This window comes from Maribacter sp. (genome assembly GCF_039968975.1).
Taxonomy (GTDB): domain Bacteria; phylum Bacteroidota; class Bacteroidia; order Flavobacteriales; family Flavobacteriaceae; genus Maribacter.
The window spans coordinates 1-26337 of sequence record NZ_JBDVOT010000239.1 but is presented as its reverse complement, the minus strand read 5'-3'; the positions used below and the strand labels follow the sequence as shown (position 1 = coordinate 26337).

16 protein-coding genes and 1 tRNA gene are annotated in these 26337 nt (G+C 34.9%); 6 read left to right on the top strand and 11 right to left on the bottom strand.

All coding sequences use genetic code 11. The features are described 5' to 3' along the window. Positions 1-21: 21 nt before the first annotated feature. A complete protein-coding gene (gene alaS / locus ABJI11_RS16500; protein WP_348354667.1) occupies positions 22-2637 on the bottom strand; it encodes an alanine--tRNA ligase in 2616 nt (871 codons plus the stop codon). Positions 2638-2742: 105 nt separating this feature from the next. Here alaS and ABJI11_RS16495 point away from each other — a divergent pair, with 105 nt between their 5' ends. Genes ABJI11_RS16495 through ABJI11_RS16475 form a run of 5 tightly spaced genes read left to right on the top strand, consistent with a single transcriptional unit; the run spans position 2743 to position 5878 of the window. Next, on the top strand, positions 2743-3720 hold the full coding sequence (locus ABJI11_RS16495; RefSeq protein ID WP_276493830.1) for a M23 family metallopeptidase: 978 nt from the start codon (positions 2743-2745) through the stop codon (positions 3718-3720). Beyond that, a complete protein-coding gene (locus ABJI11_RS16490) occupies positions 3720-4049 on the top strand; it encodes a MerR family transcriptional regulator (RefSeq protein WP_074669947.1) in 330 nt (109 codons plus the stop codon). The genes ABJI11_RS16495 and ABJI11_RS16490 overlap by 1 nt, the downstream gene beginning before the upstream one ends. Positions 4050-4059: 10 nt before the next feature. Further along, on the top strand, positions 4060-4659 hold the full coding sequence (locus tag ABJI11_RS16485; RefSeq protein ID WP_348354663.1) for a LemA family protein: 600 nt from the start codon (positions 4060-4062) through the stop codon (positions 4657-4659). 6 nt (positions 4660-4665) lie between these two features. Then, positions 4666-5103, top strand: coding sequence for a TPM domain-containing protein (locus ABJI11_RS16480; protein WP_348354660.1), 438 nt, complete (start codon positions 4666-4668; stop codon positions 5101-5103). Beyond that, positions 5084-5878 carry a TPM domain-containing protein gene (locus ABJI11_RS16475; protein WP_348354657.1) on the top strand — a complete coding sequence of 265 codons (795 nt, stop codon included), beginning with the start codon at positions 5084-5086 and terminating at the stop codon, positions 5876-5878. The genes ABJI11_RS16480 and ABJI11_RS16475 overlap by 20 nt, the downstream gene beginning before the upstream one ends. Before the next feature lie 601 nt (positions 5879-6479). Here ABJI11_RS16475 and der read toward each other — a convergent pair. The 4 genes from der to ABJI11_RS16455 form a co-directional block, all read right to left on the bottom strand. Beyond that, positions 6480-7784: a ribosome biogenesis GTPase Der gene (gene der, locus ABJI11_RS16470; RefSeq protein ID WP_348354654.1), complete on the bottom strand. Its 1305-nt coding sequence runs from the start codon at positions 7782-7784 to the stop codon at positions 6480-6482. A gap of 51 nt (positions 7785-7835) precedes the next feature. Next, complete coding sequence (locus tag ABJI11_RS16465) at positions 7836-8567, bottom strand: NeuD/PglB/VioB family sugar acetyltransferase (protein WP_348354651.1); 732 nt, start codon at positions 8565-8567, stop codon at positions 7836-7838. Between the two features lie 229 nt (positions 8568-8796). Beyond that, complete coding sequence (gene era / locus ABJI11_RS16460) at positions 8797-9681, bottom strand: GTPase Era (protein WP_348354648.1); 885 nt, start codon at positions 9679-9681, stop codon at positions 8797-8799. Next, positions 9668-11032 (bottom strand): alanine/glycine:cation symporter family protein, encoded by a 1365-nt coding sequence (locus tag ABJI11_RS16455; protein WP_348354645.1) that lies wholly within the window; start codon positions 11030-11032, stop codon positions 9668-9670. Before ABJI11_RS16455 ends, era begins: the two co-directional genes overlap by 14 nt. A gap of 195 nt (positions 11033-11227) precedes the next feature. Here ABJI11_RS16455 and ABJI11_RS16450 point away from each other — a divergent pair. Continuing rightward, positions 11228-11300, top strand: a tRNA-Met gene (locus tag ABJI11_RS16450). Positions 11301-11492: 192 nt separating this feature from the next. Here the strand turns inward: ABJI11_RS16450 and ABJI11_RS16445 are convergent. The 6 genes from ABJI11_RS16445 to ABJI11_RS16420 form a co-directional block, all read right to left on the bottom strand. Further along, positions 11493-12989 carry a calcineurin-like phosphoesterase family protein gene (locus tag ABJI11_RS16445; protein ID WP_348354642.1) on the bottom strand — a complete coding sequence of 499 codons (1497 nt, stop codon included), beginning with the start codon at positions 12987-12989 and terminating at the stop codon, positions 11493-11495. 187 nt (positions 12990-13176) lie between these two features. Beyond that, complete coding sequence (locus ABJI11_RS16440) at positions 13177-14979, bottom strand: alkaline phosphatase (protein WP_348354639.1); 1803 nt, start codon at positions 14977-14979, stop codon at positions 13177-13179. 90 nt (positions 14980-15069) lie between these two features. Next, on the bottom strand, positions 15070-16659 hold the full coding sequence (locus ABJI11_RS16435; RefSeq protein ID WP_348354636.1) for a RagB/SusD family nutrient uptake outer membrane protein: 1590 nt from the start codon (positions 16657-16659) through the stop codon (positions 15070-15072). Positions 16660-16679: 20 nt separating this feature from the next. After that, positions 16680-19748: a SusC/RagA family TonB-linked outer membrane protein gene (locus ABJI11_RS16430; protein ID WP_348354633.1), complete on the bottom strand. Its 3069-nt coding sequence runs from the start codon at positions 19746-19748 to the stop codon at positions 16680-16682. 174 nt (positions 19749-19922) lie between these two features. Beyond that, entirely contained in the window at positions 19923-23585 is a 3663-nt protein-coding gene (locus ABJI11_RS16425; protein ID WP_348354630.1) for a helix-turn-helix domain-containing protein, read from the bottom strand. A 469-nt stretch (positions 23586-24054) separates the two neighbouring features. Beyond that, on the bottom strand, positions 24055-26337 hold a 2283-nt coding region (locus ABJI11_RS16420), incomplete at its 5' end, for a DNA topoisomerase 3 (protein WP_348354627.1).

Genomic DNA, 26337 nt, shown 5'->3' with positions numbered 1-26337 from the left:
TTCTTAAAAATCAAAAACCGTCTACTTCAAATAACTTTCAGCCTTTGACAATGCCTCATCAATACCGCCAGGATTTTTACCTCCTGCAGTTGCAAAGAAGGGCTGACCACCGCCACCTCCTTGAATATACTTACCAAGCTCACGAACAATTGTGCCTGCATTTAATTCTTTAGATGCAACCAATTCCTTAGAAATATAACATGACAATAATGCTTTACCATTTTGCTCAGTACCGAACAACAAAAACAAATTATCCTTATTACTGCCCATTTCAAAACTTAAGTCCTTTATACCGGCTGCGTCTAAATCAATTTTCTTTGCTAAAAACTGTACTCCGTTTACTTCTTTAAGCTCTGATAGTAAATCTCCTTTTAAGTTCTTCGCTTTGTCTTTCAACAGTTCTGCTACTTGCTTTTTAAGACTGCTATTTTCTTCTTGAAGACTTGAAACTGATTTTACAGGATCTTGAGTATTACCCAATACTCCTTTTATTTTCGATAATAATTTATCATTATCTACATGTAGATCTTTAACTGCATCACCTGTTATTGCTTCTATTCTTCTAATACCTGCAGCTACAGCACCTTCAGACTTTATTTTAAATTGCCAAATATCACCTGTGTTCTTTACATGGGTACCACCACACAATTCTATAGATTGACCAAAACGAATTGTTCTTACGGCATCACCATATTTTTCTCCAAACAATGCCATTGCACCATCAGCAATTGCCGTTTTCATAGGCACATTTCTTTCTTCTTGAAGTTTTAGATGTCCGTCTATACGGGCGTTTACAAAATTCTCCACTTCTTGTAATTCAACTGGAGTCATTTTAGAGAAGTGAGAAAAATCGAATCTCAAATACTTAGAATGCACAGAAGAACCTTTTTGTTCTACATGCTTACCTAACACTTCTCTCAACGCCTGATGCAACAAATGCGTTGCCGTGTGGTTTGCCTCTGTTCTACTACGTTGCTTTTTATCTACTACCGCTTTAAAACTTTCACCTAAATGCTTTGGTAAATTTTTAGCAAAATGTATGATCTCATTATTCTCTTTCTTGGTATCAGTAATATATACTACATCACCATGAGTATCTTCTAAATACCCTTTATCACCTACTTGACCACCACCTTCTGCGTAAAACGGAGTTAGATTGAATACCAACTGAAACTGGGTTCCGTCTTTTTTAGAAACTACTTTACGGTATTTGGTAATTTTCACCTCTACATCTAGCATATCATAACCAACAAACTCCTGTTCGTTATCATCCTGCAAAACTTCCCAATCTTCTTTAGATATAGATGATGCGGATTTTGATCTGTTTTTTTGCTGCTGCATAGCCGCATCAAAACCTGCTTCATCTAATTCATATCCTTTTTCACTAAGGATCAAAGCAGTTAAATCTATTGGAAAACCGAAGGTATCATACAGTTCAAAAGCTTTTCCACCATCTACCGTTTTGCCTTTTGTATTTTTTATAATCGTATCTAAAAGCAACAATCCTTGATCTAAGGTCTTTAAAAAAGAATGTTCTTCTTCTTTAATAACATTTACAATTAACTGTTTCTGCTCTTTTAATTCTGGGTATGCATCGCCTAAAGAATCTGTCAACACATTTACCAAACGGTACATAAAAGGTTCTTTGGTATTTAAAAACGTGAAACCGTAACGTACCGATCTTCTTAAAATTCTTCTTATAACATAACCTGCACCTGTGTTACTTGGCAATTGACCATCTGCAATTGAAAATGCTACGGCACGTATATGATCACTGATTACGCGAATGGCTATATCAATTTCTTCATTCTTACCATAGTCAGAATCTGTAATCGTTTCTATTTCTCTAATTAGAGGTGTAAAAATATCAGTATCGTAATTACTTTGCACCCCCTGTAACACCATACACAAGCGCTCAAAACCCATACCGGTATCTACGTGCTTTGCCGGTAAATTTTCTAAAGAACCATCTGCCTTACGGTTATATTGCATAAAAACAAGATTCCAAATCTCTACTACCTGCGGATGATCTTGATTTACCAAACTTGCTCCAGAAACTTTTGCCTTTTCTTCTTTTGAACGAATATCTACATGAATTTCTGAACATGGACCGCAAGGACCTTGATCGCCCATTTCCCAAAAATTATCCTTCTTATTGCCCATGATAATTCTATCTTCAGGCACAATACCCTTCCATAAATTAAAGGCTTCGGTATCTAATTTCAATTGATCTGCATCGTCACTCCCCTCAAAAACAGATACATATAAACTGTCTTTGTCAATTTTAAGCACTTCCGTCAATAACTCCCAAGCCCAAGTAATGGCTTCTTCCTTAAAATAATCACCAAAACTCCAATTACCCAACATCTCAAACATGGTATGGTGGTAAGTATCTTTACCTACTTCCTCTAAATCATTATGCTTACCGCTTACACGTAAACATTTTTGGGTATCTACCACTCTAGAGCTCTTTGGCTGACTGATGCCCAAAAAGTATTCTTTAAACTGGTTCATACCCGCATTTGTAAAAAGCAGGGTTGGGTCATCTTTTATGACCATTGGCGCAGAAGGCACTATTTTGTGTTCTTTACCTTTGAAAAAATTCAGAAATTGCGTTCTTGTCTCTTTGGAATTCATCTAAAATGCTAAGCTTTTACAAATTTTAACGGTTTATATAAAACTATCTTTATATTTGTTTGTTCCCTAATAATTGAAAAAACAAAAATAGGATAAATAACATTCATGTCTAAGGTAAAATACTATTACGACCCAGACACGCTGTCGTACCGTAAAATAGAACCCGAAAAATCTAAACGTTATAGAAATATAGCCTTCTTTATTTTGGGGTCATGCCTTTTTGGTTTTTTAGCGTTAATTCTTCTTCTGAACACCAATTTAGTCAATACACCAAGAGAACTTTCCCTATCTCGGGAAGTAAAAAATTACGAGCTTCAGTATGAGTTATTGAACAAGAAAATGGAACAAATCGAAGAAGTTCTAGGGAATATTGAAGATCGAGACAATAACATATACCGTTTATATTTTGAAGCCAACCCTATACCAGACGAGCAGCGTAAAGCAGGTTTTGGTGGTATAAACCGATATAAATCTTTAGAAGGTTTCAATAATTCCGAAATGATCGTTTCTACTACAAAGAGACTTGATATCATTAAAAAACAGATGGCCATACAATCTAAATCATTAGATGAGATTACGAAACTGGCAGAAGAGAAAGAAAAATTACTAATGTCGATACCTGCAATACAGCCTATAAATAATGAGGATTTAAAACGTATGGCATCTGGTTATGGGTGGAGATCGGATCCTTTTACCAAGGCCAGAAAAATGCATTATGGTATGGATTTTACCGCTCCAAAGGGCACGCCTATATATGCTGCAGGCGATGGTAAAATCATAAGAGCGGATAACAATTCATCTGGATATGGAAAACATATTCGTATTGATCACGGATACGGGTATTTAAGCCTTTATGCACACCTAAGTCGGTACAATGTCAAAAAAGGTCAAAAAGTAAAAAGAGGTGATCTTATTGGTTTTGTAGGAAGCACAGGTAGATCAGAAGCGCCACACTTACATTATGAAGTATGGAAAGACAATGACAGAATCAACCCAATGAATTTCTATTATGGTAGTTTATCACCAGAAGAATTCGAAAATATGTTGAAATTCGCTAATCAAGAAAATCAATCATTAGATTAATGCAGATAAACCTTCCAGAAAAAAGATATTATGGCATTGGTGAAGTTGCCCGTGCTTTTGGCGTAAACGCTTCACTAATTCGTTTTTGGGAGAAAGAGTTTGATGTGCTCCAACCTAAAAAAAATGCAAAGGGAAATAGAAAATTTACTCCCCAAGACATTAAAAATCTTCAATTAATATATCATTTGGTAAAAGAAAGAGGCTTTACTCTTGATGGCGCCAAAATTCACCTTAAAGAAGAAAAGCAGAAAACGCTTTCTAACTTTGATATCATTCAAAAACTAGAACGTGTTAAAGCTGAATTAAATAAAATTAAAGACCAATTATAACACAACCATTATGAAAAAAGGACTAATCGCATTAATCGTTATCGTTGTCATAGCATTTGGATTTTACCAGTGGGGCGTTGGCTTCAACAATACTGCCGTTGCACTAAAAGAAACATCTACCAAAACATGGGCCAATGTAGAAAGTACCTACCAACGTAGAAACGATTTAATCGGTAATCTTGTAAAAACAGTACAAGGCGCCGCAGATTTTGAAAGAGGTACTTTGACAGATGTTATTGAAGCACGAGCAAAAGCAACTTCAGTCAATATTGACCCTACCAACATTACACCAGAGCAATTAGCGCAATTCAACCAAGCACAAAGCGGGCTAAGTGGTGCGTTAAGTAAATTATTGGTAACGGTAGAACGCTATCCTGACTTAAAAGCAAATCAAAACTTTCTAGAACTTCAATCGCAATTAGAAGGTACCGAAAACAGAATTAACGTAGCCAGGGATAGATTCAATGCAACTGTTGAACCATACAACCTACACATTAAAAAATTCCCGAATTCTATTTTGGCAGGTTTTTTAAATTTTAGCGAACTAGCCTACTACAAAGCAGATGCTGGCTCAGAAAATGCACCTGATGTAGATTTTGATTTCGAATAACATCTTATGTCTAGAGTAGAAAATTTCTTATCGGCTACAGAAGAGCAAGAGGTAGTAGAAGCTATTCTTAAGGCTGAAAAGAATACTTCTGGCGAAATTAGGGTACATATTGAGGGGCATACTCGAAAAGATTATTACGAGCGCGCTAAAGAGGTTTTCCATCTATTAAAAATGGATAACACCAAGCAAGAAAACGGAGTATTGATCTACGTAGCCGTAACCGACAAGAAGTTTGTTATTTGTGGCGATAAAGGTATAGACAACGTTGTGCCCAAGGATTTTTGGCAAACTACTAGAAATAGTATTCAAACACATTTTGAAAAGGGGGCTTTTAAAGACGGACTAGTTGCCGGAGTTTTAAAAGCTGGTGAAGAACTAAGAAGTCATTTTCCTTGGCAATCAGATGACACCAATGAACTAAGCAATGAGATATCTAAAGGTTAGCCTTGTAATTCTTTTTCTTTGGTGCACTCCGTCATGGAGCCAATTTGAGATACCCGAAAAACCGGCTTTACAAACTAGTGTTTACGATTACACCAATCTTTTGACCGATCAGCAAAAGGTAGCTTTAAGCCAAAAATTAGTTCGTTACTCAGACAGTACCTCTACCCAGATCGTAGTTACTATTATTGCAAGTACCAATGGTGAGAACATTAATTATCTGGGTGCCAACTGGGGGCAAAAATGGGGTATTGGACAAAAGGGAAAAGATAATGGTATACTTATAATACTTGCCGAGAATGACAGAAAAGTAGCTATTAGCACCGGCTACGGTGTTGAAGGCTCACTAACAGACGCCCTTTCTAAACGAATTATTGAAAATGTAATTCTACCTGAATTTAGAGTAGGTGATTATTATGGCGGACTAAATAAAGGGTCTGATGTAATTTTTCAAGTATTAAATGGAGAATTTCATGAAGACAGAACTTTTGGTGATAATGGCGGAACTCCATTCTCTTCTTTTCTACCATTTATCATTTTTGTAGTAATTCTTTTCATTCTTTGGAGTCGTAAAAATGATGACAACGACAACAACGGTGGCAGAAGACGCGGAGGATTGAGTCCGTGGGATATGATTATTCTCAGCAACATGGGGCGCTCTAGCGGTTCTAGTGGCGGATTCGGTAGCGGCGGAGGCGGAAGCTTTGGCGGTGGCGGATTCGGAGGAGGTTTCGGCGGCGGCGGCTTTGGCGGCGGCGGCGCTTCTGGTGGATGGTAGCTTATTTTAAACGTATTATTTCACTTTCAATATCCATAGGGACAAAATTCCGCTTACATCTATTCACTTTCTAGCATCAATTAGGCTTGGGTCTATTGTATGTAATTAAACAACAATCATACACATTATATTACCCACCCCTATATCCCCTCCAAAGAGGGGAAGATTACTTTTTTGATTGCGGGTTTTGTTAGTAATTGAGAGTTTCGTTAAAATAGGAACTACATAGACTGCTTTATCTATAATATTTTATTCATGTCAAAATATGTTCCCCTCCTTGAAAGGGAGGTTTACGTTTTCAATTGCAGGTTTGTTGATGGACGGATGTTTTACTGCACTAAAAACTACATAGCCTGCCCTATTTAAAATGTTTAATTCAAGCCAGAATTCGTTCCCCTCTAGGGATGGGTCCCAGTTTGTGAACTTGATACAATCTTCATCATCGTAAAACCCACCCCTCTATCCTTTACCAAGAGAAGCTTATTATATTCTAGTTGTTTAATCAAAAAGATCTAATAATTCTGCTACGCAGAATTATTAGATCTTTTTTCAACTCAGTGAAAATTAGAATCTATTATCTTTTCTTCAACCTTAAATTACCTTACTTCTTTCTCATAAATACCGTAATAGGCACTCCAGAGAAATCATACTCTTCTCTTATTTTATTTTCTAGATAACGCTTGTAAGGCTCACGCACATATTGTGGTAAGTTACAGAAGAAAGCAAATTGCGGATACGGAGTAGGCAATTGCGTACAGAATTTAATTTTAACAAATTTACCTTTATATGCCGGTGGCGGATAGTTCTCAATAATCGGCAGCATTGTTTCATTGAACTTACGGGTAATTATCTTTTTATTACGATTATTATATACTTCCACAGCAGTTTCTATTGCCTTGAAAATACGTTGTTTTGTCAAAACCGAAACAAAAAGAATAGGCACATCTGTAAATGGCTCAATCGCTTTTTTAATTTTATCCGTATAGTCCTTTATTGTATTGGTCTCTTTATCCTCTACTAAATCCCACTTATTTACAAGAATTACTATCCCCTTATGATTACGTTGAGCTAGCCAGAAAATATTTTCTACCTGACCATCAAAACCTCTAGTAGCGTCTAACATTAAAATACAAACATCGCAATGTTCAATCGCCCTTACAGAACGCATTACAGAATAAAATTCTAAATCTTCTTTCACTTTCGCCTTACGACGTATACCAGCGGTATCTACTAGATTAAATTCAAACCCGAATCTATTATACTTCGTATCAATACTATCTCTTGTAGTACCTGCTATATCAGTCACTATGTACCTATCCTCTCCAATAAGCGCATTAATAAATGAAGACTTACCTGCATTAGGTCTACCTACAACAGCAAATCTTGGCAAATCACTTTCTTCTTCTACTACATCTGGCAATTTCTCTACCAAAGCATCTAGCAACTCTCCTGATCCACCACCATTTATACTCGACAAGGTAAAATACTCACCTAGACCTAAAGAATAAAACTCAACGGCGTCTTCTGCCCTCTTAGCATTATCCACTTTATTGACCGCTAAAAAAACAGGTTTTTTAACGCGTCTTAGAAGTTTGGCAACATCTTCATCCATACCGGTTACCCCGGTCTCCACATCTACCATAAATATAATGGCATCTGCTTCTTCAATAGCTAGTTCTACCTGCCTATCAATTTCCTTTTCAAAAACATCGTCACTACCTACAACGTATCCGCCCGTATCAATAATTGAAAACTCTTTTCCGTTCCAATCACTCTTACCATAATGGCGATCACGAGTAACACCGCTAACGGCATCAACAATAGCCTCGCGTCTTTGAATTAATCTATTAAAAAATGTTGATTTTCCTACATTAGGTCTCCCTACAATGGCAACAATAGCACCCATAGCTTAAATTTGGTGCAAAGGTAATATTTAAAGTGGCAACTACACTATATCTTAAATAGAGAGATTTGATTCAACATCATCAATGCTTTCCAATTTATAAAATTGTTGCTTTTTAGGCGTAGACAAATATGGTTCACCAACAGTTCTTTTACGGACAATTCTCGCAGGTGATCCGTAGGCGATTACATTATCTCCAAAATGATCAACCACAAGAGAGCCTGCCCCAATTACAGAGTGCTGCCCAATTTCAACACCATTTACAATATTAACACCCAAACTAATTGCAGAATACCTCCCTAATTTTAGACTACCGCCAGTACAGACCGATGGAGCCAAACTTGAATATGAATCCATAATTCCATCATGACCAAGAGAAGAATTGGTATTTATGATACAAAAATCATGAATAATAGAATTGGCATTGACTATCGACCCAGGCATAAAAACATTTCCACAACCAATCAATATATCTTTTCCAAGAATAGCTTTTGGATGTACAGTATTTACAAAATTAAAATTTGGAGAGATTTTTAAAATTCTATCTACAATTATTTTTCTTGTCCAATTATCGCCGATAGCTACAATGCCCCCATCAATATTGTATCTACTTATTAAAAAAGGTAAGTCAATCTCGTTACCCAAAACTTGGTAACCGTTAATCTTAAATCCTTTTTCCTTAAAAGAATCGACAAAACCGATAATATTATATTTCCCCTCTTTCTCTAGACAATCTAAAACAACACTACCGTGACCAGAGGCACCAAAAATTATTACATTTTGCATTTCATCGGGGTTTTAATACACTTTATCGATAAATCAAAAATAGTCTATTTAAACCAAAGAGCAGAATTTAATCTTAATTTGAGGTAGTAATAATATGAAATAAGCTAATAAATAATCGTCATTATAGACAACCAACTGATTCTTAACCCTCTCAAAACTGTCATAATTTAATTTAAAAATTATCACACATACAAAAACAGTAATTTGTATAATAAAAATTTATTTTCACCTACTTATTATACCCAAAACGCTTTAATTGACGAGCATTACTACGCCAGTTTTTATTCACCTTAACGTATAGCTCAATATGGACTTGCTTACCAAAGAATTTCTCCAAGTCTTTTCTAGCCTCCACCCCTACTTTTTTCAAAGCCGAACCTTTATGACCAATGATAATACCTTTTTGAGAATCGCGCTCTACCATTATAACGGCACGCATTCTAATAATATCTTCATCTTCAAAAAACTCTTCAGTTTCTATTTCAACCGCATAAGGAATTTCCTTTTTATAGTTCAAAAGAATTTTCTCACGAATAGTCTCATTTACAAAGAAACGCTCTGGTTTATCAGTTAATTGGTCTTTTGGATAATATGCCGGCGATTTAGGCAACAACTCTATAATACGTTCAAATACGCCTTTTACATTAAAATTAGATAATGCAGAAATTGGATGCAACTCTACACTCGGTAACATTTCTTGCCAGTATTGAACCTGCTCCTCTAATAATTCTTGTGTAGCCGTGTCTACTTTATTCAATAACAAAAGTACCGGAATTTTACTATTCTTTATTTTCTCAAAGAAAGCTTCATCCTTTAACGCCTTCTCCCCTATCTCTACCATGTACAAAAGTACATCGGCATCTTCAAAAGCAGATTTTACAAAATCCATCATACTGCTCTGTAGCTGATATGCCGGTTTAATGATACCAGGGGTATCTGACAGGATCACTTGAAAATCATCGCCATTTACAATACCTAAAATACGGTGCCTTGTTGTTTGTGCTTTTGATGTTATAATGGATAATTTTTCACCCACAAAAGCATTCATCAACGTTGATTTACCAACATTAGGATTACCAATAATATTTACGAAGCCTGCCTTATGATCTGCCATCTTTATACTTTAAAATATATTTCTTCAATTCTACATTTACCTTTGGAGCCAACAAAAGTACGGCAATCATATTGGGTATCACCATAAGAGCATAAGACAAATCGATTAAATTCTTCACCAGCTCTAGTGATGCTACTGCAGCAAAGACAATCATAATTACAAAATACCAGTTATAAAACTTACCGATTTTTGCATTTGTCAAGAAGGACAATGACTTTACTCCGTAATATGAATAAGTAAATAAGGTAGACAATGCAAAGGCGGTCACGATAACCATCAACAAAACATCTCCCCAACCGAACAAGGTTTTTTCAAATGCAGATAAGGTCATTACAATTCCGCTAGAATCTTCTAAATATGCACCACTCAAAATAATAACAATAGCGGTAAATGTACATACTAAAATAGTATCAATGAACGGACCTAACATTGCCACCAAACCTTCACGAATTGGCTCATCATTTTTAGACTGCCCATGATACATAGGCGCACTACCCAAACCGGCTTCATTAGAAAACATAGCCCTACGAACACCAATAATTACCAATCCCCAGAATCCGCCTGTAGCTAAAGATTTAAAATTCCAAGCTTCAGTGAATATCATTTTTAAAGCAGGCAATATTTGACCGGAATTCATAGCCATTACGGCAATAACCGCTATTAGGTATACCGCAACCATGAACGGAACTATAGCAGAAGCTACTTTTGCAATTTTTGTTAATCCACCAAAAATCACAAATGAGGTAATCACAGCCAGTATAAGACCTATTGTCCATTTCCAATTCTCATCGCTCATCTCTATTATTGTTGTTCCAGGATCAACAACACTCATAAAAGTCTCGGTAAACTGGTTAGCAGTAAAGACCCCTAAAAAACCAAATAGACCACATACTGCAAAAAATATTGCTAACGGTTTAGCCTTTTCACCCAGACCTTTTGTGATATAGTACATAGGACCACCTTGTAACTTGCCATCAGAATCTGTACCACGATACATAATTGCCAAACTACAGGAATAAAACTTGATGCACATACCAATCAATGCGGTCATCCAGATCCAAAAAACTACCCCAGGACCACCATCATGTATTGCAATGGCTACTCCTGATATATTCCCCAAACCAACTGTTGCCGCAACCGCAGCTGACAAGGCTTGAAAAGAACTAACATCACCCTTGGAGTCTTTATTATCATATTTACCTGCCGTAATTGCGATTGCATGACCAAAGAAACGATAAGGCATAAGTTTAGAATAAAAAACCAAAAAGAGTCCGCCACCAATCAATAAAAGAAACATGGGCCACTCTGTATAAGGTAGCGCGCTTGCTATAAAGTCGTTAATTGTATCCATAAATTTGTAAAAAACCGAAGTTATGGATTTAATGTTTTTTAAAAGATAATGCTCTCAAAAAATATTCTTTAAATAAGTTTGGAATATAGAGAAAATGTATTGTATATTTGCACCCCGCTACGAATAGTAGCACACCTTTATCTCGTCAGCTTAATGACCTGAAGTCACAAAACAAGTGAGATAAAAAACCCATATCGCGGGGTAGAGCAGTAGGTAGCTCGTCGGGCTCATAACCCGAAGGTCGCTGGTTCGAGTCCAGTCCCCGCTACTAAAAAAAAGCCACTGAAAATTCAGTGGCTTTTTATTTATCTTATTTTTAAGATATCATTACCATTTAATAGGCCTGTAAATGTGATTTACCTAAAAAAAAAAAGATAAGATTATCCCTATAAATACTTTCTTCTAATAGAAATTTACAAAAAAACAGAATGTTACTTTTCTTTCCAGACACAAAGAATTTTTAGCGAATCCATAGCACTCTATTTCCTTTAACGTTAAGTCTTAATTTTTCATTTTTGGCTTGTACCTTAATCAAATAAGCTTTTTTATCTAAATGATTTGGAATTTCAATGCGCCACAAGTGTTTACTTATGACATTAGGCTTAGGGTTTTTAGACAATTTTTGTCCTTCATATCTTCCTAGTTCCTGAAGGGTATAAAAACGAACCAATTCTGGAGATACCCCTTCATACTTTTGCATAGGCAACCACTCATTTTCTCTAAAACTTATCATCACCTCTGTGTCATCATCGGCAGCAAAAACATTAGCATATACGTAAGAATGATTAAGTACATTTAAAGCAGTGTCCCATTCGTTTGTTTCTGGTACCCATATATTCATTTGCTTATCATCGTTGGCTCCTGACACCTTGTAACTAAGATTGTATTCGTTTTCATTCACCTGCATATTCCAATAGCCTTTTGGAGTACCATCATCCATCATAGCAAAAGGAATTCCTCTTATATCATGTGGCCCCTGCCACCAAGACCCGCATATAGCACCACCAATTAATTCATGAATTGGTGCAAGATTTTCCCTCTCGTGATACATATGATACTGGGTATGAGTGTGTCCAGATGCTATAAATACATCTTGAAAAGATTTTAAACAATGTACTAATTCATCACTATTAACGACTTCTTCTAAAGGAATATGCATAAAGATTTTTATAGCTTTATGTGACTTATGCTTATGTCTAACTAAATTTTTAATGAACGTCAATTGGTTATCGTCTATTCTTCCCTCATAATCTCTATTCTCTTTTGGGTAAATATTATTCAACACAAGAAAAAGTTGATTTCCATACTCAAATGCATAGTAAGAAGGTCCAAAGATTTTCTCATAACTTTCATCACGACGTTCCAAAGTTTCTTCCTTAAAATCTAAATCGTGATTCCCAATCACATAAAAAATAGGAGAACCAATTAAACCAAGAGTTTCGGCTAATGGATCAAATATTTCAAGGTTATCAAAAGAAAGATCTCCTAGAGGTACAATAAAATCTGGTTTGGTAGTTGCCAATTCTTCAGTGACCAATTTACCAACATGATAAATATCGTCCATTACATCTACTTGTACATCACCAAGCAATGCCACGTTAAAATCATCATTTTCAACATTTTCGTATAAAGGAAAATTATGCTTTTGACGTTTTTTACCTGATAATGCTTGCACATAAAATTGCACCTTGTTTGTAGAATCTAATTTAGAAATATACCCTGTTGGCTTAATAACAAAAACAAGGTTATCCTTGATAGTAGAAATTTTATATTCTCCTTTTTCATTTGTGGAGACTACATCTCTTCCATTACTTACTAAAACATTTGGTAGTTTTCTTTCTTCACCATCTAATAGACCATTCTTATTGCCATCAACAAAAACAACACCCTCAAAACTATGTTGTGCATTGGCTTTCGAAATAAACAACAATACAAATAGCAATACAAAATATTTCATATTATTCATTTTATTCATTTTCAGAATCGAGCAACTTTGATATTTTCTAAATTTCCACAAGTCGTCAATATAAAGACTTCCATTTTTAAGCGTAGACTGCCCTAATTACATTTACCATCCTGTCTAAAAAACACAATGTCTTTGCCGTGGGCAACCATAAACTTATTGTAGGTTATATAACTTACTATTACTCCTTCAAATCAAGTACTTTCAATATTTTACCAAACAAATCACTATTCTTATATACGCCCTGAAACTCTTGTGAATTAGGACCATAGGCAAATATAGGAACCATAGTTGCTGTATGATCATGAGTAGTAAAATCGCCTTCTATTATTCTTTTCTCAAGATTTCCCTGTGGAATACTAAAACCTGATGTTTCATGATCTGCGGTAACAATAACCAATGTATTTCCCATTTTATCAGCATATTTAACTGCCTCGGTTATTGCTCTATCGAAATCTATTCCTTCAGAAACTATTCCCGGAACATTATTGGTATGCCCGTAGTTATCAATTTGAGCAGCCTCGACCATTAAGAAAAATGGCTTATTCTTAGAACTCAAAAACTGTATACCATTTTTAGTGGCTTCAGCCAATACACTACCCCTACCATTTAAAACACTTGGCACTTCCTTCTCAGATATAAAAAAACCCACTTTATCACTTTTACTAGATCCTATTGCTTCAACCTCATCCAACATATTAAAACCAACCACCTTTTGTTCACCTTGAAAATCTTCTGATCCACCACCAACGAATAAAGAAAGCTTGCTTTTCGATAAATCTCCTGCTATTTCTTTTACATCAGATCTATCTTTTTGATGAGCATAAAACGAACCTGGGGTTGCTCCTGTCATTCTATCTGAAGTAATGCATCCGGAAACATAATTGTACTCTGATAGCAACTCCGAATAGTTTACTAATGGTTGTTGTAATGTATCTACACCTATAGCACGATTATATGTTCGTTCTCCTGTAGCAAGCGCTGTGCCTGCAGCTGCAGAATCTGTAGTAAAATCATCTGCTGACTGGGTGGTTATAAAACCAATACTCTTCATTTGCGCCAAAGTCAAGTCTCCGCCGTTAGCGAGAAGTGACGAGGAAATTTGGGACAAACCATTACCATCGCCTATAAGTAAAATAACATTCTCAACAGGCAAATTCTTTTTATCACTAGTAAAAGTTGGTGTATATACTTTTGAGAAGATTTCGTTAGTATACATACGGTTGTCTAAATCTTTAAGATAGGTTGCCGATGCATACGTATTGTCAGTATTAATGAAATCCATATTTAATTCCTTAAATACTTTCCAAGCAGTTTTGCTATCTGGGGCTCCCCAAAACCTAAAAGGTTTCCCTAAAGAATGCACGCTGTCGATTACCGTTTTTACTTTTTTATAATCACCGGCGGTTAACCTTCCCTTTCCATTCCATTCTGAAAAATCATTGAAATTCAAGCTCACCAATGCTACTTTTTTCCAAGCTTTTTCATTCTCTAAAATTTCTAAGGTCTGATGATCAAAAGTTATGTAATCAGCATAGTTGACATAATCCTTCTCGTGCGGTCTATTTCCGGAAATTACTATTGAAATCTTTTCATTATGAATGACATCTGGATATTTTTCTAAAATAGAAATAAGTTTATCCAACGTTTCATAAGGCTCCGATTTAATATCAATAAGCAATTGTATTTCTTGTTGACTCCCTAATTCAAGTTCAATTATTTTCTGAATAGGTTGAAGATATAAAGCTTGAAGAGTTTGTTTTTTTATAATTTCCGATTCGCTATGTGTGGCATACAAAGTTTTATTTTTGTAATATATATCAACTTCTATAGATTCTAATTCATTGGCATATGCACTCCAGAACGGTACAGTCTGCAAATAATCATTATGTGAATGTATTTTATAGTGGCTCTCTTGCTGTGCGTACACAAATTGTGTAGCTATCAGTAAAGAGCAGATAATAAAGAAATATTTTCTAATCATTTTTGGATATTAAAAAAAGGTGCTAAACCATTACGGTGTCACACCTTTTCTGTGAATGAAAACTAACTCAAACTAATAATTTAAATACTACTACCATCCCGTATTTTGTGGAATTCCAGAAGAATCTATAGATTCATTTGGAATTGGCCAAACATGCATTGTAGCAGGGTTAAACTGAGGCCTCGCAGGCCATATCTCTTCTACGGTAAAGGGGGAATCTGGATCAGCTTTATCAGTGTGAATTCTTCCATAAATAGGTTCTGAGTAAACAGCATCAGCATCTCCCCATCTCACTAGGTCAAAATGTCTGTTGGCGAATTCACCAGCTAGCTCAACTCTTCTCTCTTGTTTTAAATCATCCATGGTTGCACCCGTTATTGGTAACAAACCTGCTCTATCACGAACAGCATTTAGTGGCGCATCTCCATTTTGACCTTGCATAATCAAAGCTTCTGATTTTATCAAAAGTATTTCGGCATATCTAAGAATAGGTACATTATATAATGTCGTTGGATTATCACCATTGGCATTAACGGTTACACCTATAGGATTCTCACCTTGATACTCATACATATATTTGTTCCATTGAAATCCTGATTGGGAATTCTCTGAAGCATATCTTCTGGTTTCACCAAAGAACTCAAACTCATCTCCAAATTTTAGCATAGTTACCTCTCGTCTAACATCTCCTTCTTCAAAAGCTTCGTAAAGACCTAATGAAGGATGGTAGTAACCCCATCCATTATACAGCCCCCAACCTTTGTTTTCCAATACAACACCAGGTAATTTACTCCCGTCTTCAATGCCTGAATCAACAGACCAAATATATTCGCTTGTCCAGTTATTTAAGTGACTGTGTAATTCTCTAAAATCTAGTTCAGGATTATCTGTATCTATTAATGCTCTACCAGATCCAGAGTTGGTTACGGCATCTGCGGCTATAACTGCATCCGCGTATTTTGAAGCATCATACTGAGCCCAATAAATATATGTTTTAGCCATGTATGCCAAAGCAGCATCTTTATGCGCTCTACCATAATCTTCACTATTTAATTCTGTAATCAACGGTAAAAGCTCTGCAGCATTATTAAGATCTTCTATTATTTGTGCATAGTTTTCTACTACACTTGTAGGTCTAGAATAACTACCAGCTTCATCATTATAGTTTTCTTCTGTTAAGATTGGTACTCCCCCGTTTATTCCATTATCTCCATAGTGATATGCTAAATAGTGGTAGTGAAAAGCTCTCATAAAATAAGCTTCGCCCAATAGTCTATCTTTTAAAGATTCTGAAATATCCATTTCAGGTACGTTTACCAAAACATCATTTGCTCTCCTAATTATCTTATAGCATTGTGCATACATCCATTTTAAAGAACTTTCATCACCAGTTAAATTAAAATTCTTTGCATTATCCGCATCTGCCTTAATTCGCCCAGTAACCATATCATCTGAAGCATTTATATACCAGTAAAAACCTCTAGAAAACATATCCTCATCTTTCATATAGTAATACATACTATTAGTTGACTCTATGGCATCTTGCTCTGTTTTCCAAAAGTTCTCGTAAGAGCTACTACCTAGCGGCTCTAAATTGGTAAAATCATCTGAACAACTAACTGGTCCTAAAAAGATCACAACCATGGTGACCATAATTATTTTTGCAATATTATTTTTCATTGTAAATATTTTAGAATTGATTATAGTTTTAATGATAGTCCTGCAGATATTGTTCTTGATAAAGGATATTGGGCTACATCTAGACCTATTCCACCTACTTCTGGATCAATACCTGTATAATCTGTAATTGTAAATAAATTTTCAGCGGATATGTAAACACGCAAAGAAGATCCATTTAGTAAACTATCCATAACATAATTTGGAAAAGAATAGCCAAAGGTTACATTCTTAAATCTCAAATAAGAAGCATCTTCCAAGTACCAAGTTGACTGTGTACCAAAGTTATTATTATTATCTGTCGTTGATATTCTTGGAATATCTGTATTTGTGTTTGAAGCTGTCCAAGCGTCTAAAACTCTACTATCTAAATTGTAGCCCTGTAGAGATGCATTGTAAGCTGCATACTTGTAACCGTTAAATGCTTCAACACCAGCTACTCCTTGTAGAATTAGACTCGCATCAAACCCTTTATAATTAGCACTAAAATTAAAGCTATAGGTAAGGTCTGGTTGATAACTTCCGTGATATACCCTATCGTCATTATCAATATCTCCATCATCATCCGTATCCTGAAACTTAAGATCTCCTGGAACTGCATTAGGTTGTATAAGTACACCATCCTTAGTATAATTATTTATTTCTGCTTGCGATTGAAAGATACTTACATAAGGTACTAAGTAATGCGAACGCAAAGCTTCGCCCACTGTAGAACGATAAGGTCTTAATGCATCTCTTACCTGGTAGTCATCGTGCGATACAAAGTCAATACCACTATTGTTATAACCATCTAAGTTTTCAAGTGTATTTTCTAACATCGCGGCATTTGCCCTAACAGTATAATTGAATTCTCCAATTTTGTCACTATAGGCTAAAGAAAGTTCAACACCAACATTCTTTACCTCTCCCCCGTTAACAAATGCTGCATCTGTACCTTGATGCTTATCTTCTAAACCTTCTAAAATCATATCGAAAGTCGTTTTTTGAAAATAATCGAAAGTCACAGATAGCCTGTTGTCAAATGCCATGGCATCAAAACCAACATCAATAGATTCTGATGTTTCCCAAATTAAGTCAGGATTAGATTGTTGGCTAGCGTATACCCCTTTATCATTACTTAATCCATCTTCACCAATAATTAAAGTCTGTGATCCTAATGGAACATCAAAAGAATAATAACCAACAGAATTAATATTTCCAATCTGACCCCAAGAAGCTCTAAATTTCAAATCATTGATTTTATCAACTTTAAAAAAATTTTCATCTGAAATTCTCCAACCTACAGATACTGCAGGAAAAATATCTGATTGATTATCTAACGCTAAACGAGAAGTTTCATCTCTACGAACACTAGCAGTAGCAAAATACTTGTTATCATAGTTATAACTAACCCTTCCAATCGCAGAGGTTAAAGCATCCTCGTAAACATCTGTAACTGGTTCTTTTTGATCAGCCCCATTTGATAAATACTGATTAAAAGGTTCTTCGCTACTAAAAATTTCTGCCCTTTGTGTCAAAGATTCATAATCTGTAAACTGACTTGAGTAAATAGCCGTTACATCTAAATTGTGATTTCCAAAAGATTTGGCATATGTTAATTGATTATCCCAGACTCTTCTGTTTGTAGTACTATTACTCTGGGTCAATGAATTGGTTAAATTAGTTCTACCTAATTCTGGAACGCGAGGTACAAAAGATTTATACTCATTGTGACTTGTACTATGTGCGAAACTTGTTCTAAATTTTAGGTCTTCAATAATTTCATAATCCAAATAAACTTGGGCATTTATAAAATTAGTAGGACTAGTAGTTGTAGGACGTAATAAAAGTGCTACTGGATTGTAAACATCACCATATGCCCCTGCAAATTGCGAAAGATCAAAAGGCACAACCCCATGAAACAAACCATTTTCATCACGAACTGGTGCCGCAGATGGAAAGTAAAGCGCATTCATAATAGTACCTGAATAACCACTACTTGTATTTGTACCTACCGCTTCGGTAATGGAGTAATACACATTTTCGCCAATCGTAATTTTATCGGAAAGACTTAAATCTGATTTTAGACGAAAAGAATAACGATCAGATTTTGTTCCTATAAGAACACCTTCTTTGCTATTATACCCAAAAGAGGTCATGTAATTAACATTATCTGTAGCTCCGCTAATATTAATATTTGTATTAACTAAAGCAGCTGATCTAAATATTTCATCCATCCAATTAGTTCTGGTTGTTTGACCCCATGGGTTTTGTGCGGCATCATGAGCTGCTTGTGGAGATGTACCGCCATTGGCAGCCGCAAGGTTATAAACATTTGCTTGTTGTTCCGCATTTAAAGGTGTAGGCAAACCCTCTGCGTTTTGAATGCCACCATAAAGGTCTAAGCTAATTCTAGGTTTTCCCTTTTTACCTTTCTTTGTTTGAATTACAATTACACCAGAAGCTGCTTGAGCACCATATATTGCCGCAGCGGCAGCATCTTTCAATACAGATACCGACGCAATATCTTGTGGATTAATAGCTGGTCCATAATAAGGGACCCCATCAACTACAGTTAGCGGAGATTCATTAGATATTGAACCATACCCTCTTATTACTATTTGACCACTACTAGTTGGATCACCCCCTTGTTGCATTACTGTAACCCCTGCAACATTTCCTTGCAAAAAGTCTGTAAATGAAGAAACTGGTCGGCTGGCAATGGTTTCAATTCCATCTACCTGTGAAATAGAAGATGTTATATCTCCTTTTCTTGCTGTACCATACCCAATCAAAACGACTTCATCAAGACTATTAGCCTCTTCATCTAACTCAATTTGAAGGGTTTGATTTCCCGAATATGCCACTTCAACTGAGCCAAACCCAATTGATGACACTACTAAAACCCCTTCAGATTCATTAAGTTCAATTCTAAAAACACCGTCAAAATCAGTGGCAACTCCATTAGCTGTTTCCCCATTAGGAATTACAGATGCTGCCGGAAGCGGCATACCATCTATCTTGGAAACAACCGTGCCCTGTACAATGGTTTGCGCAGATAAACTTGTTAGTGCGCAAACACATAAAACTAAGAATACGTAATACTTTTTCATTTAAAATTTTGGTTATTTGGTTGACTCCAAAAATAGTTAAGCAACTAAATTTTATAGGGGTCAAATAAACCAAAAAGGTGCACTAATCTTTCAGTTAGGGTTCTGATTTGAACAGAATTAGTGGATATACTATTCAATCAACAATAAGACATTTTGAGCGAAACAGTAGTAATATTAGGCATCTGCGAGACTTTTCCTAAACTGCTTTGGACTACAGCCAATATTCTTTTTAAATAGCCTACTAAAGTACTTTGGATCGTTAAATCCGCATTCTCGACTCACCTCAGCTATGTTTAATGTTTTATTTTTTAATAAATATTGCGCTTTTTGCAATCTTAGATCAATAATTACATCTAAAGGAGACTGTCCTAACACCTCTTTGAACATTCTATATCCTTTTATTTTAGAAACAAAAAGCATTTTTGCCAATTTGTCAACGTTGAAGGAATGGTCACCTATGTTCTTATGTATTATACTTATAGCTTTTTTAATCGACTTCTCATTTGAAGAAAGCAATTTATCATCATTAGAAAAAGAGCTATTATAAAGTAATTGTTTTGATCTATCCTTTAAAAATTCTCTTCTACCAGTAATTAGCTTTGAGAACTTTTTCTGTATAAAAACTCTACTCGCTGGTAATTGAATAAAAGTATCTACGCCTAACTCAATAGTATGCTCCCGTAAAAAATAATCGATTTCTTCAGATATGTATATTAAAGGAAGTGTCGTTTGAGAACCATCATTTTTTATAGCATTGCACAACGTAACAAGACTCTCATTAATTGACGTATTATAAACTACTAACCCATGTAAGTTTACATGTTTAATAGCTGATAGGGCTTCTTCAATAACATTCTCAAATAATAATGTATTGTCTGGATGTTCTAACAATTGCTTTGCCGGTATAAAATCATTTTTTTCGCAAAAAACAAGAATATTATTTTTATTTGAAGGCAATTTTTCATTAAGACCAATATGCTTCCATGATACATGTTCTATCTCGTTACCCTTAGTTTCAATTAATTTTATAGGTAATTGTAATACCAAAGACAATGCCTTGTTATGATTTATGTTTAATTGCCCATTCATAGCTGTAACCAAGGTATTTACCGCTCTAAAATATGGGCTATAGTGTTCAATATTGAAAAAATTATCTTTAAAAATCTTACTCTCAGAACTTATATTCATAAGAAACATTCCGTTACTATTCTCTAAAACAACTTTTAAAGAACTATTGACAAGAGCATATTTAACAATCACATTAAATAAGTATTTAAAGAGTAACTTAAATCTAAGAACATCCATCTCAACCAATGAATCTGACAGATCCAGTGTATAATCTAAATGCAATTTTGTTTTTGACGATTGCACTTTCAGGTTTTCAATTAGGGGTCTAATAGTTGATTTTAAATTGATAATAGATTTATTGTTTGCCCCAACTTCCTTAATATGCCCCAAATAATCCCACTCCATTAACAAGTTTAACAATTCCCCTGAATGTGTTGAAATATTTTTCTTTATTGGAGACTGATTCTCCAATTCATCTGCAGTTGCAATAATCTTATTTATTGGTTCCTTGAATTCAGATAAGACGAACGCCTTAAACTTATCAATTTCAAAATCTTCATTTTTAAGTTGCTGATATAAGTTTAAAAGTTCTTCCTTTTGCTTTCCTATCTCTTTATTTTTTTTGTCAAGTTTCCGATTTATTTCTTCTAAATTTTGCTTTTGATCATTAATTATCTTTGTTCTTCCAAGAATCCTCTGCTCGAGTATTTTTCGATTTCGAACAACACTTTTGTTTCTTAAGAAGTACAAATAAGTTAGACCAGTAAATAGGGCAACCAAAAACAAAGAAATAAACCACCCTGTTAGATAAAATGGCTTATTTACAATAATGTTAAACGTTTTAGCAAATTCGTCATTAGTATCAAGAGAATTCTTAATTGCTAAATTATAATGTCCATATGGCAAATAAGAATAATAGACAGGGCTCTCATCAAATACATGCCAATTAGAATCGAAACCAGATAATTTATATAAAATTTTATTATCAGTATTCTTAGTATAGGATACAGAAGTTATTTCAAACTTAAGTTGGTTGTCTGAATATTCTTTGATGATATCCCCTTTAAAATTTTCTTTATCATCTACAGATACAATAAGTCTAGGAAGCTCCTTTTCAAATTCAATAGTTGTTGGAGAGAAATAGTTTACCCCATTTATACCTCCAAAATACAGATATCCACTTAAATCTTGATAATAACCACCTTCTGAAAATTCGGCAGCTTGCCAGCCTTCATCAGAATTTAAGCTTGAAACTGAATAATTGTTTCTATCTACAGCAGCTATTCCTTTGGTCGTGCTCACCCAAACTTTATCATTATATAATGTTAGACTATACACTAAATGACTTTGGAGCCCATTATATTCTGTGATGTTATTTATTAAACCTTGTTCCTTATCATATACACTTATCCCTTCTGAACTGGCAATCCAGTAATATCCTGTTTTACCATCTTTAAAAGTACTATACGCATTATTACTTAGTATACCATCGTCCTTATTAATATCTGAGATATCACCTGTAATAGTATTCAAGATAATTACGCCTCCTTCTTCAATTGAAAGAATAGCTTCATCTTCATAAATAAACACTTTTCTAATATTTAAATCGGCTAATTTAGCTTGGCCATTAAAAGTTATAAACTCCTCCATTTCCAAATCAAATTTGGCAAGACCTCCCCAGCACGCTATCCAAAGTTGTTTTTTGTCGTCCTCAAACATCGAGTAATTTCTATTGTTCGGAAAATTCTCAACATCGGCTGCATTGAAAAAAGTTTTTTTACCATTTTTCACTCGAACTACACCTCCATAAGTACCCGCCCAAACTGAACCGTCTGAAGAGGTATATAGGCTTCGAAGTCTATTCCAATCTTCATTTCCAGATAATTCAGAAAGATCATGTCTCAAATAACTTTTTGTTGCAGGGTCATAATTAAACAAACCTTGCGTGTAATAGCCAAGCCAAATATTATTATTTAAATCCTTTGTAATAGCTCTTACAGTCTCATATGGTAAATTAGGATACTTAACTGGGTGAGGAGTTATCACTCCTATCTTTTCAGATCCCCGATAAGCCATACTTAATCCCCCATCTTTATGACCTAGCCATACATTTCCAAAATCATCTTGGTATATTTTTTCTATTTCATTACTAGTAAAGCTATATTTTGAATAAAGATCATACTCATAATGTTCAATGTTTTCATTGTGGATGTTATCACCCGTTTTTCGGATTATAAACAAGCCATTATTTTGAGTAGCATACCAAATGTTACCATCATAATCTCTCATGGACTCATTAATGGAAAGATTAGGAAATTTAGAGAGTAAAATATTGTTGAGTCTACTCTTGTTATTTCTATAAAAACCCCTATTCTCTTTTTTAACAAATTGCTCATCTTTGAAATGATATGCTTCATCATCATTAATTTCAACAATCAATTCGCCATTTTTAGATTGCCTAAACTCTCTTGGCTGCTTATTAAAAGAATAATTTTTAAACCTACCATCGCCCAAATACCTACTAACAGATTTGTTATCCGTCAAAAGCCACATAACATCAGAATTATCTTTTACGAGCCTGGTAACCACATTACCCGCGATAGAAGTAGAATCTGCCTGGTTATGTTTAAACACTATAAAATTATGTCCATCATATAAATTCAGTCCATCCCAAGTCGCTATCCACAAAACCCCATCTGTATTACTGATAATATCATTTACCGAGTTATTCGATAAACCTTCATTAGTAGTCAAGGTTTTAAATTTCACATTTTGACAATAGACGGAAGAGTATAACAATGTCAATATTAGAAACAGCGCAAGTCTAGGGGAACTAAAATTTACGAATATCACTTTGCTTAAATTTTGTTCTAAAATACAGAATTAATATAGTAACTCTATAAACAAAATAACAGGTGCTTCAAGAGATAACTGAGCAACAGAAACCATGTCTAATACCTAAACATAACTACTAATGATTAAATTGAAATATATCGCGACAATTTAGGTACTGTAAATCAGTACTAATAAACTACATCTTTCTATCTATTTATTTCAGAATTTATTGATAGTCAATATATTAAAACCACATGCACCTTTACAATTTAATAGCGATTTAGCCTATTAAAATTGTTATTTTAATTTCAAACATGGAACTCTAACTTGAAGGTCGCTGGTTCAAATCAAATGCACTCTGCTAAGAAAAAAAGCTTTTAGAAAACTGAGAAGCTTTATATTTCTAAACCTCTCTAAATATTTCATAAACCAAATCTTTGGTCAACGATTTACCATTTGCTTTTTCGCGTATGGTATCAAAACTGCATCTAAAGTCACAACCTGCTTTGTATTCGCTACAACCATATGCAGTTTTACCTTTAACTATAGTACCTTTTTTACATTTAGGGCAACTATTTTCTTCAGATTTAGACTTTGCCTGAATCTTTCCTTTCTTAGGCTCTAACTTTAATTTAAAAGTATCGTCAAACCTAACTAAACCTTCTACCGAAACACCATCAACTTTAAAGCCTTTTAAATTAACCGTTGATCCTTTTTGAAACAGTCTAATAAACTGTTTTTCTGATATGGTTTTACCTTCAAACTTAAACGGAATTACAAAATCACAACTCTTCTTAAACTCTGAACAGCCATAGGCAGCTTTTCCTTTACGAATGGTTCCTTTTTTACATTTAGGGCAAGCTTCTGAAGTCAATTCTGAAGATTTTTTTATTGTTTTTTTCTTTGAAGCCGCTGCAGCAGGTTTATTATTTACAGCTGAAATATTTGCCTTTCTAGTTTCACTTCGCACCTCGTAAACCAATTGATCTACCATTTGCTTCATTTGCTTAATAAAACTACCGGCATTGAAAGTACCTTTTTCAATATCTTTCAACTGCTTTTCCCATTTACCTGTAAGCTCGGCAGATTTCAGCATTTCATTTTGAATAGTTTCTATTAATTGAATGCCGGTAACTGTTGGTATAACTTGCTTTTTATTTCTTTTTATATATTTTCTACGGAATAGGGTTTCTATAATATTGGCACGTGTAGAAGGTCTACCTATACCATTTTCTTTCATAAGCTCTCGCAGTTCTTCATCTTCAACTTTTTTACCTGCCGTTTCCATGGCACGCAACAGTGATGCTTCTGTGTACTGTTTTGGCGGTTTTGTCTGCTTTTCAAGAAATGAAGGTTCATGAGGACCTTTCTCTCCCTTTTCAAAAGTGGGCAATATTCCAGATTCTTTAGTGGTAGAATTAGGTGTTTCAAAAACTACACGCCACCCCTTTTCTATTATTTCTTTTCCGGTGGTTTTAAAATTTACTTTTTCTGCTTTACCAATTACGGTAGTATTGGAGACTTTACAATCTGGATAAAACACAGCGATAAAACGACGTACAATAATATCATAAACCTGTTGCTGATTGTATTGTAAGTTCATTTGTTGACCAGTAGGAATAATGGCGTGGTGATCCGTCACCTTACTATCATCAAAAACTTTTTTTGTTTTTTTCAGTTTCTTACCATCTAATGGTTTTGTCAACGTATCGTACTTTGTAAGATTCTTGAGTATTCCCGGTACTTTTGGGTATACATCATTTGGTAAAAATGTGGTATCTACCCTTGGGTAGGTTACTACTTTTTGCTCATATAATTTCTGAACGATTTTTAACGTGTCATCTGCACTAAACCCAAACTTGGTATTGCAGTATACTTGTAATCCTGTTAAATCAAAAAGCTTGGGAGCATATTCATTACCTGCTTTTTTAGAAGTAGAAACAATTTCAAAATCATGTTCTTTTACTATGTTCGCCAATTTCTCACCATCTTCTACCTTAAGAAAACGCCCTTCTTCGTAACTAAATAAGGTATCGCGATATAATGTTTGCAGCTCCCAATAAGGTTGTGGCTTAAAATTCTCTATTTCTTTAAACCTATTGACCAACATTGCCAGAGTGGGAGTTTGCACGCGACCTACGGATAGCACTTGTTTATAACCACCATGTTTTAAAGTATACAAACGAGTGGCATTCATTCCTAAAAGCCAATCGCCTATGGCACGAGAAAATCCTGCGTAATATAAATTATCATAATCTGTAGACGGTTTTAAATTCTTGAAACCTTCTTTAATAGCCTCAGTGGTAAGGGAAGAAATCCAAAGTCGCTCAACCTTACCTTTATATTTAGCTTCGTTTAATACCCAACGCTGTATCAGCTCTCCTTCTTGACCAGCATCCCCACAATTGATAACAACATCAGCTTTATCAAACAATTGCTTTATAATCTTGAATTGTTTTCGAATACCAGAATCTCCAGAAACTTTGGTTTCAAAATGATTGGGCAACATGGGAAGATTATTTAAATCCCAACTTTTCCAATGTGGTTTGTAATCATTAGGCTCCTTAAGTGTACAAAGATGTCCAAAAGTATAGGTAACCGCATAGCCATTGCCTTCATAGTATCCATCTTTCTTAGAACTTGCACCAAGAACAGCAGCAATTTCTCTAGCAACAGATGGTTTTTC